This window comes from Frigoribacterium sp. Leaf172, assembly GCF_001424285.1.
Taxonomy (GTDB): domain Bacteria; phylum Actinomycetota; class Actinomycetes; order Actinomycetales; family Microbacteriaceae; genus Frigoribacterium.
Window position 1 is genome coordinate 864274 of sequence record NZ_LMPB01000001.1, and the last position, 12722, is coordinate 876995.

Here is a 12722-nt window from a genome sequence, read left to right on the forward strand (position 1 = left end):
GAGCGCCCTCCTCCGAGACCCGGCATCGCGACAGGAGAACGCCCCATGATCACCTTCGACGGCGTCAGCAAGGTCTACCCCGACGGGACGGTGGCCGTCGACGGTCTCGACCTCGAACTGCCCACCGGCGAGCTGACCGTGTTCGTGGGTCCATCGGGCTGCGGCAAGACCACGTCGCTGCGGATGATCAACCGCATGGTGGAGCCCACGAAGGGGCGGGTCCTCATCGACGGGAAGGACGTCGCGACCGGCGACGCGGCGTCGCTCCGCCGCGGGATCGGCTACGTCATCCAGGCCGCCGGCCTGTTCCCGCACCGCACCATCGTCGAGAACATCATGACCGTGCCCGGCCTCGTCGGCACGAGCAAGAAGAAGGCGCGCTCCACGGCCGTGGAGCTCATGGAGCGCGTCGGGCTCTCCGAGTCGATGGCCGACCGCTACCCCGTCCAGCTCTCCGGCGGTCAGCAGCAGCGCGTCGGCGTCGCCCGGGCGCTCGCCGCCGATCCGCCCGTCATGATCATGGACGAGCCGTTCAGTGCCGTCGACCCCATCGTCCGCGAGGGGCTGCAGGCCGAGTTCCTCCGCCTGCAGCGTGATCTCGGCAAGACCATCGCGATGGTCACGCACGACATCGACGAGGCCATCAAGATGGGCGACCGCGTCGCCGTGTTCCGCGAGGGCGGTCACCTCGCCCAGTTCGCCACTCCGCGCGAACTGCTCTCGAACCCCGCCGACGACTTCGTGGCCGGCTTCGTCGGCCGCGACCGCGGTTTCCGCAGCCTGTCGTTCGACTCCGCCGCCGGTCTCGAGGTCGAGCCGGTCGCCGTGGCCCAGGCCGGGCCCGAGCACCTGGTCCTCGACGACGCCGGTCGCCCCCTCGGCTGGTCGGGCCCCGGTCTCGGCTCGGACGCCGCGCCGACGCACCCCGGCGGCTGGTACACGACGAGCGACTCGCTCCGTCTCGTCACGGACCTCGCGATCACGTCGCCCGTCGGCATCGTCATCCGGGTCGACGCCGACGGCGTGGCCGACGGCGTCATCCGGCACACCAGCCTGATGAAGCAGCTGGAGGCGCGCCGCCGTCGCGAGGTGGACGTCGCGTGATCCAGTACCTCCAGAACAACGGGCCGGTCATCCAGGCCGCCCTGTCGCAGCACGTGTACCTCGCGCTGGTGCCCGTGCTGCTCGGCATCGTCGTGTCGCTGCCGATCGGCTACCTCGCCGTCCGGTTCAACTTCCTGTACCACCCGCTGCTCAACCTCAGCGGGATCCTCTACGCGGTCCCGTCGCTGGCGCTCATCGTGCTGGTGCCGTCGGTGCTCGGGATCCGCATCCTCGATCCGCTGAACATCATCGTCGCGCTGACCGTCTACACGGTCGCCCTGCTCGTCAGGGTCGTCGCCGACGGTCTCAAGTCGGTCGACCCGCTGGTCGCCGAGGCGGCCTCGGCGATGGGGTACCGGCGCCTGCGTCGTCTCGTCAGCGTCGAGCTCCCGATCGCTCTGCCGGTCATGCTGGCGGGCCTCCGGGTCGCGACCGTAGCCAACGTCAGCCTCGTCAGCGTCGGCGCCCTGATCGGCGTCGGCGGTCTCGGCACGCTCTTCACCCGCGGGCAGCAGCTCAACTACGCTCCGCCGATCATCGTCGGCATCGTGCTCTCGGTCGTGCTCGCCGCGATCCTCGACGGCATCATCGTGCTGATCCAGCGTCGGACGACGCCCTGGGTCCGCGCGGCGGGGAGGATCGCCTCGTGAACGACGGTCTCCTCTCGTACCTGCTCGACGGGTCCAACTGGCAGTTCGGCGCGACCGGCTCCATCCCGTCGCTGATCCTCACGCACCTCTGGTACACGATCCAGGCGGTCGTCGTGGCCGCCGCCATCGCCCTTCCGCTCGGTCTCTACATCGGTCACACGGGCAAGCTCTCGTTCATCGCGATCAACGCGGCGAACGCCGGCCGCTCGCTGCCGACCCTGGGTCTGATCATCCTGCTGGTCGTGCTGATGGGGCGCGGGTTCCTGCCCGTGCTGATCGCCCTGGTCATCCTGGCCATCCCGCCCATCCTCACGACGACCTACGCCGGCATCCGCGCCGTCGACCCGGCCGCGATCGACGCGGCCAAGGGCATGGGCATGCGCCCGATGCAGGTGCTCTTCAAGCTCGAGGTGCCGATGGCGCTGCCGCTCATCTCGAGCGGTCTGCGCAACGCGCTCCTCCAGGTCATCGCCACGTCGACCGTCGCCGCCTACGTCGGCATCGGCGGCCTCGGCCGTCTGCTCGTCGACGGCATCGCCCTGAACGCCTACGAGCGCGTCGTCGCCGGCGCCGTCGTCGTGGCCGCGCTCGCCATCCTCGTCGACCTGATCGCCGCGGTCGTCCAGCGCTCCGTCATCTCGCCCGGCCTCACCGGCCGACGCGTCACCCGCCGTCCCACCAAGACAGTCCCCGCACCCTCCACCTCACCCGCCCCGACCGGACAGCCCGGTCCCGGCACCCGAACGAAAGCCCCCACATCATGAAGAAGAAGAACCTCCTCGGCGCCGTCGGCGTCATCGGCGTCGGCATGCTCGTGCTCGCCGGCTGCTCCGACCCCACCGAGTCGACCGGCGGCTCGGCCTCCGGCGGCGACAGCGAGACGATCACCGTCGGCTCGGCGAACTTCCCCGAGAGCGAGCTGCTCGCCGAGATGTACGCGCAGGTGCTCGAGGCCAACGGCGTCGACGTGAAGCGCAGCTTCAACATCGGCGCCCGCGAGGTCTACCTCCAGGCTCTCGAAGACGGCTCGATCGACCTCCTGCCCGAGTACAACGGAGCGCTGCTCGCCGCGCTGTCCGACGACGGGGCGCCCGAGGGCGTCACCTCGCCCGACGACGTCTACGACGCGCTGCAGGACGTCCTCCCCGAGGGCATCGTCTCGCTGCCGCAGTCCGAGGCGGAGGACAAGGACACCCTGAGCGTCACCAGCGAGACCGCCGACGAGTACGACCTCGAGACCATCGAGGACCTCGAGCCGGTCGCCGACCAGCTCCGCATCGCCGCCGGTCCCGAGTTCGCCGAGCGCATCCAGGGCATCAAGGGCCTCGAGTCCGAGTACGGCCTCACCTTCAAGGAGTTCGTGCCCCTCGACGCCGGCGGCCCCCTCACCCTCGCCGCCCTGACCGACGGCGACGTCGAGGTCGCGAACATCTTCTCGACCGACTCGGCCATCGAGACGAACGACCTCGTCACCCTCGAGGACACCAAGCAGCTGTTCCTCTCGGAGAACATCCTCCCCATCGTCCGCGAGGACAAGAGCGACGGCACCGTCGAGGACGCCCTCAACTCGGTCTCCGAGGCGCTCACGACCGAGAACCTCACCGAGTACCTCGCCAAGGTCCAGGTCGACAAGCAGGACTCGGCGAGCGTCGCCAAGGAGTTCCTGACCGAGTACGACCTGCTCTAGGTCGTCTCGCCGGCGACCGGGCCTCCCGCCCGGTCGCCGGCACCACCGCACCACCGCGAGACCCACAACCGAACAGCCCGACCGGTGCCCCTGAGCGGGCACGCGGCGCCTCGTCGCGCCCCGACGACCCCGTCGCCTCCTCCTGAACCGCAGATCGACCCCGAACGGAAGCACCACTCGTGACCATCGACACCGCATCCACCGGCACCACCGCCTCCTCGACCCCGGCCTCCGGGGCTCCCGCCGGGGCGACCGACGCGACCCGCGCCTCCTCGGGTCCGCGCCCCGTGCGGGCTCCGCGCGGCACCGAGCTCAGCTGCCTCGGCTGGCAGCAGGAGGCGGCCCTGCGCATGCTGATGAACAACCTCGACCCCGAGGTCGCCGAGCATCCCGACGACCTCGTCGTCTACGGCGGCACCGGCAAGGCCGCCCGCAGCTGGGAGGCGTTCGACGCGATGGTCGCGACGCTCAAGACGCTGAAGGACGACGAGACGATGCTCGTCCAGTCGGGCAAGCCGGTCGGCGTTTTCCGCACCAACGAGTGGTCGCCGCGCGTGCTGATCGCCAACTCGAACCTGGTCGGCGACTGGGCCAACTGGGAGGACTTCCGCAAGCTCGACGCCATGGGCCTCATGATGTACGGCCAGATGACGGCCGGCTCGTGGATCTACATCGGCACGCAGGGGATCCTGCAGGGCACCTACGAGACCTTCTCGGCCGTCGCGGACGCCAGCTTCGGCGGCACCCTCGCCGGGACGATCACGCTCACCGCCGGAGTGGGGGGCATGGGAGGCGCGCAGCCGCTGGCCGTGACCATGAACGACGGCGTCGCCCTCTGCATCGACGTCGACCGCACCCGCATCGACCGCCGCGTCGAGCACCGCTACCTCGACGTCGCCGCGTCGAGCCTCGACGAGGCCCTCGAGCTGGCCATCGCCGCCCGCGACGAGAAGCGGCCCCTCTCGATCGGCGTCGTCGGCAACGCCGCCGAGATGGTGCCCGAGCTGCTGGCCCGCAAGGCGCCCATCGACATCGTCACCGACCAGACGTCGGCGCACGACCCGCTCTCGTACCTGCCGATCGGCACCCGCTTCGAGGACATGGCCGCCGAGGCCGCCGCCGACCCCGCCGACTTCACCCTGCGCTCGCGGGCCGCCATGCGGGCCCACGTCGAGGCGATGGTCGGGTTCCAGGACGCCGGCGCCGTCGTCTTCGACTACGGCAACAGCATCCGCGGCGAGGCGCAGACCGCCGGCTACGATCGCGCCTTCGCGTTCCCCGGCTTCGTGCCGGCCTACATCCGCCCGCTCTTCGCCGAGGGCAAGGGACCGTTCCGCTGGGCGGCGCTCTCGGGCGACCCGGCCGACATCGCGGCGACCGACAAGGCGATCCTCGAGCTGTTCCCCGAGAACGAGTCCCTCCGGAAGTGGATCACGATGGCGGGGGAGCGCGTGGCGTTCCAGGGTCTGCCCGCCCGCATCTGCTGGCTCGGCTACGGCGAACGCCACCTGGCCGGTCTCAAGTTCAACGAGATGGTCGCCTCGGGCGAGCTGTCGGCGCCGATCGTGATCGGTCGCGACCACCTCGACTCGGGCTCGGTCGCGTCGCCCTACCGCGAGACCGAGGCCATGCTCGACGGCTCCGACGCGATCGCCGACTGGCCGCTGCTGAACGCCATGGTGAACGTCGCATCGGGCGCCACCTGGGTGTCGATCCACCAGGGCGGCGGCGTCGGCATGGGCCGCTCGATCCACGCCGGTCAGGTCATCGTCGCCGACGGCACCGACCTCGCCGCCGAGAAGCTCGGGCGCGTGCTCGTCGCCGACCCGGGCATGGGCGTCATCCGCCACGCCGACGCCGGGTACGAGCGGGCCGTCGACGTCGCGGCCGAGCGCGGCGTGCGCATCCCGATGCGCGAGCAGGACCGAGGAGGCGCGGGCGCCGTCTCCGAGAGCGCTGCGACCGAGAGCGCTGCGACCGAGAGCTTCGCGGCCGACGCGACCGAGGGCACCGTCGATGGCCCTCGCCCGTAGCGGGGCGACCGTCGAGCGGACCCGGCTGCGCACCTCCTTCGACGGCGTCTGGGGCGACCTCGAGGGCGTGGGTCGCGATCCGCGTTCGGGCGGCTACGACCGGTTCTCGTGGACCGGCGTCGACCTCGGGCTCCGCGAGTGGTTCGCCGCCGAGGCGACCCGGCGGGGGCTCGAGGTGGAGGTCGACCGCAACGGCAACCAGTGGGCCTGGTGGGGCGCGCCGGCCGACGGCGCCGTCGTCACCGGCAGCCACCTCGACAGCGTGCCCGGCGGCGGGGCGTTCGACGGGCCGCTCGGCGTCGTCAGCGCCCTGCTCGCCGTCGACGCGCTGCGGGCTGCGGGCGTGGTGCCCGCGCGACCGCTCGCCGTCGTCAACTTCGTCGAGGAGGAGGGCGCCCGGTTCGGCCTCGCCTGCCTCGGCTCGCGGTTGATGACCGGCGCGGTCGACGCCGGGCACGCGCTCTCGCTGACCGACGACGACGGCACCACCCTCGCCGACGCGATGTCGGCGGCCGGGCACGCCCCCGAGCACGTCGGTCTCGACGAGGCGGCGCTCGCCCGCATCGGGGTCTTCGTCGAGCTGCACGTCGAGCAGGGCCGCCACCTGGCGCTCGGCGACGAGTCGGTCGGGGTGGCCAGCTCGATCCTGCCGCACGGCCGGTGGCACTTCTGCTTCGAGGGCGAGGGCAACCACGCCGGCACCACGCGACTCGTCGACCGTCACGACCCGATGCTGCCGTTCGCCGAGGTCGTCGGCGCCGCCCGCCGCCTCGCGGCCGAGGCTCAGGCGGTCACGACCTTCGGCCGGGTCCGCGTCGACCCGAACGGCACGAACGCGATCCCGTCGCGGGTCGACGCCTGGCTCGACGCCCGCGGGCCCGAGCAGAGCGGGGTGACCCGTCTCGTCGACGACCTGCAGAGGTTCGCCGAGGAGGCGGCGGCCGGCCACGGCGTCCGCCTCACCGTCGAGAACGACAGCTTCACCCCCGTGGTCGACTTCGACGCCTCGCTGAGCGATCGGCTGCGGGCGTCGCTCGGCGCCGCGTCGATCGGGGCGCCCACCCTGCCGACGGCGGCCGGGCACGACGCCGGGATCCTCGCGTCGCGGGTGCCCACGGCGATGCTCTTCGTCCGGAACCCCACCGGCATCAGTCACAGCCCGGTCGAGCACGCCGAGGCGGAGGACTGCGTCGACGGCGTCGAGGCCCTCACGATCGTGCTGCGCGACCTGCTCGTCGCCCCCCTCGAGGTCGTGCCGGCCGGGGCGACCGGGACGACGACGCACCACGGCGGCGCGGGCGCGGGCACGGGAGCGGGCGGGTCCGGGTCATGAGCGCGGCGGGCACGGCGACGTTCTGGGCGGAGCACCTGTGGACCGGGGTCGGCGACGTGCGGCACGGCGTCGTCATCGAGGTCGCCGCCGACCGCATCGTCGCGGCGGGCGTCGACGGGGTCGCGCCTCCGGCGGGCTCGATCGAGCTGCGCGGCGTGACGCTCCCGGGTCTCGTCAACGCCCATTCGCACGCGTTCCACCGGGCGCTGCGGGGACGGACCCAGGTCGGCAGCGGCAGCTTCTGGACCTGGCGCGACGTGATGTACTCGGTCGCCGGGCGCCTGACCCCCGCGAACTACGAGACCCTCGCGACCGCCGCCTTCACCGAGATGGTCCTCGCCGGGGTGACGACCGTGGGCGAGTTCCACTACGTCCACCACACCGCCGACGGCAGCCCCCACGACGACCCGATCGCCATGTCGCGGGCCCTCGCCCGGGCGGCGGCGACCGCGGGGATCCGCCTGACGCTGCTCGACACGTGCTACCTCGTCGGCGGGTTCGCGCCGGCGACCGGGTCCGCTGCCGAGGTCGATGCCGAGGCGTCCGCCGACGCCTCCGCCGAGCCTGCTGCCGATCCCTCCGCCGAGCCGGCGCACGTGCCGCTCTCGCCGGCGCAGATCCGCTTCGGCGACGGCACCGGCGCGGCCTGGGCCGAGCGGGCGACCGCCGTCCGCGAGGCGCTCAGCGGTCCGGCCGTCGTGGTCGGCGCGGCGGTGCACTCCGTGCGGGCGGTGCCGGAACGCGACCTGGCCACGATCGCCGCGTGGGCTCATGCGCACGACGCCCCGCTGCACGTGCACGTCTCGGAGCAGCCGGCTGAGAACGCGGACTGCGCGCGCCTCCTCGGCTCCACCCCCGTCGCGGTGCTGCGCCGACACGGCGTGCTCGACCACCGGGCCACCGCCGTGCACGCCACCCATCTGACCGCCGACGACGTGGCCGACCTCGCGGCCGGCGACGCCTGGGCCTGCTTCTGCGTCACGACCGAGCGCGATCTCGCCGACGGCATCGGTCCGGCCGGTGCGCTGGTCGAGGCCGGCGTGCCGCTCACGGTCGGCAGCGACAGCCACGCCGTGATCGATCTGTTCGAGGAGGCGCGGGGCATCGAGACCGGACAGCGTCTCGTCAGCAACCGGCGCGGCTGGTTCGGCGCCGACGCGCTGCTGTCGGCCGCGACCGTCGAGGGCGCCCGGTCGCTCGGCTGGGACGACGCCGGGCTGCTCGAGCCCGGCGCGCTCGCGGACTTCGTCACGGTGTCGCTCGACTCGGTGCGCCTGGCCGACGCCCGGCGCGGCTCGCTGCTCGAGTCGATCGTGTTCGGCGCGACCGCGGCCGACGTGGCGACCGTCGTCGTCGGCGGCGAGGTCGTCGTGCGCGACGGGGCGCATGCCCGGGTGGCCTCTCCGGGCGCGGCCCTGCGCACCGCGATCGCCGCCGTCCTGCCGCCTGAGGCGCCGCGGGGCGATGCTGCGCCCGCCGCCGTCTCCACGGCTTCCGAACCCCGCTGAGAGGACCCCTCCGCATGACCGTCACCGCCCTGACCGGCATCTCGCAGCTGGTCACGAACGACCCCGCGCACGACCACGCCGAGGAGTCGAGCGGGCCGCTCGGCGTCGTGCTCGATGCGGCGATCCTGCTCGACGGCGACCGCGTGCTCTGGTCGGGGCCCGCGGCCGACCTGCCTTCGTCGACGGCCGACGACGTGATCGACCTCGGTGGTCGTGCGGTCGTCCCCGGGTTCGTCGACAGTCACAACCACCTCGCCTTCGCGGGCGACCGCTCGGACGAGTTCGCGGCGCGGATGGCGGGGGAGTCGTACTCGGCCGGCGGGATCCGCAGCACGGTCGCGCACACGCGGGCGGCGAGCGACGCCGACCTGGCCGGCTCGGTGCGGCGTCTCGCCGACGAGGCGCTGCGGCAGGGCACCACGACGATCGAGAGCAAGTCGGGCTACGGGCTCAGCGTCGACGACGAGCGACGGAGTCTCGAGGCCGTCCGCACGGTGACGACCGAGTCGACCTTCCTCGGGGCGCACGTCGTGCCCGCCGAGTTCGCCGGGCGGGCCGACGACTACGTCGCGCTGGTGGTCGGCGAGATGCTCGACGCCTGCGCGCCCCTGGCGAGGTGGATCGACGTGTTCTGCGACGTCGGGGCGTTCGACGTCGACCAGACGCGCGCCATCCTCACGGCGGGGAGGGCGGCGGGGCTGACACCGCGCCTCCACGCCGGTCAGCTCGCGCCGGGCGGAGGGATCCAGCTGGCCGTCGAGCTCGGCGCGGCCTCGGCGGATCACGTGACGTACGCGAGCGACGACGACGTGGAGGCGCTGGCCGGGTCCACGACGGTCGCGACCCTCCTGCCCGGGGCCGAGTTCTCGACGCGGGCCGTCTACCCCGACGCCCGACGGCTGCTGGCGGCCGGGGCGACGGTGGCCCTGGCGGCCGACTGCAACCCGGGATCGAGCTACACGACGAGCCTGCCGTTCTGCATCGCGGTGGCGGTGCGCGACATGCGGATGACCCCGGCGGAGGCTCTCTGGTCGGCGACCGCCGGGGGAGCGGCCGCGCTGCGCCGCACCGACGTCGGGCACCTGGCGGTGGGTGCGGCGGCGGACCTCGTCGTGCTCGACGCGCCGTCGTACGTGCACCTGGCGTACCGGCCGGGGGTGCCGCTGGTGGAGGCCGTCTGGCGCGGCGGGGAGCGCGTGGCGGGGCGCGCGTTCTGATGAGTGCGGGGGCGGGTGCTGGGGCTGGTGCTGCGGGTGCCGAGCCGCGGGTGCTGCGAGCCCTGGAGCGACAGGTCGTGCCGTGGCGGAACGGTGCGGGCACGACGACCGTCGTAGCCGAGGCGTCGCCCGACGTCAGGGTCGGGGCGCGTCGGGCGACTGAGCCGGCCTGGCGCGTGAGCATCGCGACGATCGACCGCGCGGCTCCGTTCTCCCAGTTCGCGGGAGTCGACCGCCTCCTCATGCCCCTCTCGCCCGCCGGTCTCGATCTCGTGATCGACGGCCGGCGGGTGCGGGGTGAGGCGTTCGACGTGCTCCCCTTCGCCGGGGAGTCGGCCGTCGAGGCGGTCGACGTGACGACCCGCGGGCTCGACCTCAACCTGATGACGGTCCGAGGTGCGGCCGTCGGCACGCTCGCCGCGCACCGCCTCGACGGCGAGCTGACGCTCGGCTCGACCGGCTCGACCGGCTCGACCGGCTCGACCGGCTCGACGGGCTCGACCGGCTCGACCGTCTCGACCGGCTCGCTCGGCTCATCCGGCTCGCTCGGCTCGGCCTCGGCCTGGACGGTCGCTGTCGTCGTGGAGGGCGAGGTCTCGTCAGCCGCCCACGGCCTGCTCATCGTGCACGACGCACTCGTCATCCCTCCAGGAGGCGCGGTGCCGGTGACCGGACGAGCCGCGGTCATCGCGCTGGCCGTGATCGAGCCGACCCGCGCCTCCTAGGCGGAGTGCGCGCTCTCCGGCTATTACGCATAGGTGCGTAATAGCGCCGCCAGAGCGTGGCTCCGCCCTCGAGTCCCGGGCCGGAGATCGAGTGGTCAGAAGATGCCCGTCATCCTCGATCGAAGGGCATCTTCTGACCACTCGACGCCGCTGCCCGGTCCGTCGCTCGGGGGAGTGCGCGCTCCCCGGCTATCACGCGGAGGTGCGTGACAGCACCGCGAGCCTGCCCGCCCCGCCCTCGAGCCCCGGGCCGCAGAGCAAGTGGTCTGAAGATGCCCTTCATCCTCGGACGAAGAGCGTCTTCTGACCACTCGGCGCCGTCGCCCGGCAGAGCGCCCGAGGACGACGGGTCAGCTTCGACTGCTGAGGCGCTTCCAGACCGAGACGAGGTCCGGGCGGGCCCCCGGCGTGGTGCCGAGGCCGACGGACAGGTATCCGGTGCTGTCGGTGAGCACCACGATCGACTCGGCACCCCACTCCTCGAGCGACGATCCGACGATCGAATCGTCGGTGCGCGGGGACAGCGGCAGGTCGACGACCGCCTCGAGGGGCATCGAGCCGTCGGGCACCGAGACCACCGCCTGGAGGTGGTCGACCCCCATGAACGAGCTCGGCACCGCGCTGGACGACACGACCGCCGATCCCGACGGGAAGTCGATGCCGCTCGCGTCGGCGATGGTCTCGAGGGGCACGTCGTGGCACCTCGGGACCAGGCCGTTGCAGACGCCGTATTCGCCGGGCTCCTCGATCGTCGCCTGCACGGCCACGATCGGGACGACGACGATCGCGGCGATGATCGAGGCGGAGACGAGCAGGAGCGCCCCGAACCAGAGGAGCTGACTGCGGAGGGTCAGATCGACGGTGCTCATCGATCCAGACTCACGCCCGGCGGGCGGTGGCGAATCCCTCGCGAGTCGTCTCCGGCGCGACTGCAGAGTGAGTCGGCGGTGGGGGCTTGGCCGGGCCGGAGGCGCGAATCACTTCGTGCGGACCGGCCCGGAGACCCCGCCGAACCCGAATCCGACGCGGCTGTCCCGTTGCATTGCTTACCCGACACGAGTTCGCCACAGCGGGGTCGGACGGTTTGTGCCCTCTTCGGGGAGTCGGGCCGACGACGAGGGAGGCCCGCCCCACGGCGCCAGGAGAGGGACACGACGCCGGTGTCGAACGTGGCGTCGTGTCCACCTCCTGGCGTCATGGCGCAGCGGGCGGCGATAGCATCACCGAGGCGCCCGCGGGCTCGACGGGTCCCACGTCGATCGCCCGCACCGCGCCGCGACCAGGAGGAACCATGGCCCCGCACACCGTCCACGTCGTCGGCAGCGTCAACGACGATCTCCGGCTCACCGTCGTCAAGCACGCCGTTCCCGGCGAGACCATCACCGCCACCAGCGCTCGCCGCGAGCTCGGTGGCAAGGGCGCCAACCAGGCGGTCGCGGCCCGTCGTGCCGGCGCGATCGTGCGCTTCGTCGGGGCCGTCGGCAGCGACCCCGCCGGAGACGAGCTCGTCGCCGCACTCGAGGCCGAGGGCATCGACACCTCGGGTGTGGCCCGGATCGAGCACGAGCTGACCGGCCGCGCGATCGTCTCGGTCGACGCGTCGGGCGAGAACCTCATCACCGTCGTCCCCGGCGCGAACGGGGCGATCGAGGTCGACGCCGTGCGCGCCTCCCTCGCCGCGGTGCAGCAGGGCGACATCGTCGTGCTGCAGCTCGAGGTGCCGTTCGAGGTCAACGCCGCCGCCGCCCGCGCCGGGCACGAGCGGGGTGCGCTGGTCGTGCTCAACTCCGCGCCGTCCGACCCGCGCGTGCTGTCGCTCGTCGACGACCTCGACCTGCTCGTCGTCAACCGCAGCGAGCTCGCCGACCTCATCGCCGCCGATGCCGATGCCGACACCGCCACCGCCGACGCCACCGCAGCCGCCGCCGACGGGCAGGCCGGCACGGCCGCCGACGACCTCCGCGTCGCAGCGACCAAGCTCGCCGACCGGCTCGGAGTCCGACTGCTCTGCACCTTCGGCGGCGACGGCTCCGTCCTGATCGGCGAGGGCACCCCCATCGAGCAGGAGGCCCACCGCATCGAGGCCGTCGACACCACCGCGGCCGGCGACACGTTCATCGGCTACGTCGTCGCGTCGCTCGCCGACGACGAGCTCTGGGTCGACGCACTCGAGACGGCGTCCCGGGCGGCGGCCGTCGCCGTCGGGCGCGAGGGGGCCGCGCGCTCCGTCCCGACCCGGGCCGAGGTCGACGCGCTCGACTGACCGAGGCGACCCGCGCCTCCTCGGCTCCCGGACCCGCCCGCGCCCGATCCGCCTGAGCACCCGGCCGAGCGCCCGGCCGGGCTGCGGCGGGTCCCCGTCATCCGGGGTGGGTCAGCGCCGACCCGCCGTCGAGGACGCCGACCCGCCGCACTCGACCCCCGCATCCTCACCGAACCCCGCAGCCGCACGCTCACGCTCACCC

At 73.1% G+C, this 12722-nt stretch carries 11 protein-coding genes; 10 read left to right on the forward strand and 1 reads right to left on the reverse strand.

What is annotated here, in order from left to right; all coding sequences use genetic code 11:
* Nucleotides 1-45 precede the first annotated feature (45 nt).
* The 9 genes from ASF89_RS04220 (at nucleotide 46) to ASF89_RS04260 (ending at nucleotide 10257) form a co-directional block, all read left to right on the forward strand.
* A complete protein-coding gene (locus ASF89_RS04220) occupies nucleotides 46-1104 on the forward strand; it encodes an ABC transporter ATP-binding protein (RefSeq protein ID WP_055800531.1) in 1059 nt (352 codons plus the stop codon).
* Complete coding sequence (locus tag ASF89_RS04225) at nucleotides 1101-1754, forward strand: ABC transporter permease (protein ID WP_055812263.1); 654 nt, start codon at nucleotides 1101-1103, stop codon at nucleotides 1752-1754. The genes ASF89_RS04220 and ASF89_RS04225 overlap by 4 nt, the downstream gene beginning before the upstream one ends.
* The gene (locus tag ASF89_RS04230) at nucleotides 1751-2518 is read left to right on the forward strand and encodes an ABC transporter permease (protein ID WP_055800538.1); all 768 of its coding nucleotides are present in this window, start codon (nucleotides 1751-1753) and stop codon (nucleotides 2516-2518) included. The genes ASF89_RS04225 and ASF89_RS04230 overlap by 4 nt, the downstream gene beginning before the upstream one ends.
* Nucleotides 2515-3441: an ABC transporter substrate-binding protein gene (locus ASF89_RS04235; protein WP_055800542.1), complete on the forward strand. Its 927-nt coding sequence runs from the start codon at nucleotides 2515-2517 to the stop codon at nucleotides 3439-3441. The genes ASF89_RS04230 and ASF89_RS04235 overlap by 4 nt, the downstream gene beginning before the upstream one ends.
* A gap of 287 nt (nucleotides 3442-3728) precedes the next feature.
* Nucleotides 3729-5474 carry a urocanate hydratase gene (hutU, locus tag ASF89_RS04240; protein ID WP_082489830.1) on the forward strand — a complete coding sequence of 582 codons (1746 nt, stop codon included), beginning with the start codon at nucleotides 3729-3731 and terminating at the stop codon, nucleotides 5472-5474.
* Nucleotides 5458-6807, forward strand: coding sequence for an allantoate amidohydrolase (locus ASF89_RS04245; RefSeq protein ID WP_082489767.1), 1350 nt, complete (start codon nucleotides 5458-5460; stop codon nucleotides 6805-6807). The genes hutU and ASF89_RS04245 overlap by 17 nt, the downstream gene beginning before the upstream one ends.
* Nucleotides 6804-8315 carry an amidohydrolase family protein gene (locus ASF89_RS04250; protein WP_082489768.1) on the forward strand — a complete coding sequence of 504 codons (1512 nt, stop codon included), beginning with the start codon at nucleotides 6804-6806 and terminating at the stop codon, nucleotides 8313-8315. Before ASF89_RS04245 ends, ASF89_RS04250 begins: the two co-directional genes overlap by 4 nt.
* Before the next feature lie 14 nt (nucleotides 8316-8329).
* The gene (gene hutI, locus ASF89_RS04255) at nucleotides 8330-9532 is read left to right on the forward strand and encodes an imidazolonepropionase (protein WP_055812265.1); all 1203 of its coding nucleotides are present in this window, start codon (nucleotides 8330-8332) and stop codon (nucleotides 9530-9532) included.
* Complete coding sequence (locus tag ASF89_RS04260; protein ID WP_082489769.1) at nucleotides 9532-10257, forward strand: HutD family protein; 726 nt, start codon at nucleotides 9532-9534, stop codon at nucleotides 10255-10257. Before hutI ends, ASF89_RS04260 begins: the two co-directional genes overlap by 1 nt.
* 350 nt (nucleotides 10258-10607) lie before the next feature.
* On the opposite strand, the gene ASF89_RS04265 is transcribed toward ASF89_RS04260, so the two are convergent.
* Nucleotides 10608-11126, reverse strand: a complete 519-nt coding sequence (locus ASF89_RS04265; RefSeq protein ID WP_055812272.1) for a hypothetical protein — start codon at nucleotides 11124-11126, stop codon at nucleotides 10608-10610.
* A 422-nt stretch (nucleotides 11127-11548) separates the two neighbouring features.
* On the opposite strand from ASF89_RS04265, the gene ASF89_RS04270 reads away from it, so the two are divergent.
* On the forward strand, nucleotides 11549-12520 hold the full coding sequence (locus ASF89_RS04270) for a ribokinase (RefSeq protein ID WP_055812275.1): 972 nt from the start codon (nucleotides 11549-11551) through the stop codon (nucleotides 12518-12520).
* Nucleotides 12521-12722 lie beyond the last annotated feature (202 nt).

Coding starts and splice junctions, on each gene's coding strand:
- ASF89_RS04220 (WP_055800531.1), top strand. CDS start 46: ATGATCACCTTCGACGGCGTCAGCAAGGTCTACCCCGACGGGACGGTG.
- ASF89_RS04250 (WP_082489768.1), top strand. CDS start 6,804: ATGAGCGCGGCGGGCACGGCGACGTTCTGGGCGGAGCACCTGTGGACC.
- ASF89_RS04245 (WP_082489767.1), top strand. CDS start 5,458: ATGGCCCTCGCCCGTAGCGGGGCGACCGTCGAGCGGACCCGGCTGCGC.
- ASF89_RS04260 (WP_082489769.1), top strand. CDS start 9,532: ATGAGTGCGGGGGCGGGTGCTGGGGCTGGTGCTGCGGGTGCCGAGCCG.
- ASF89_RS04235 (WP_055800542.1), top strand. CDS start 2,515: ATGAAGAAGAAGAACCTCCTCGGCGCCGTCGGCGTCATCGGCGTCGGC.
- ASF89_RS04270 (WP_055812275.1), top strand. CDS start 11,549: ATGGCCCCGCACACCGTCCACGTCGTCGGCAGCGTCAACGACGATCTC.
- hutI (WP_055812265.1), top strand. CDS start 8,330: ATGACCGTCACCGCCCTGACCGGCATCTCGCAGCTGGTCACGAACGAC.
- ASF89_RS04265 (WP_055812272.1), bottom strand. CDS start 11,126: ATGAGCACCGTCGATCTGACCCTCCGCAGTCAGCTCCTCTGGTTCGGG.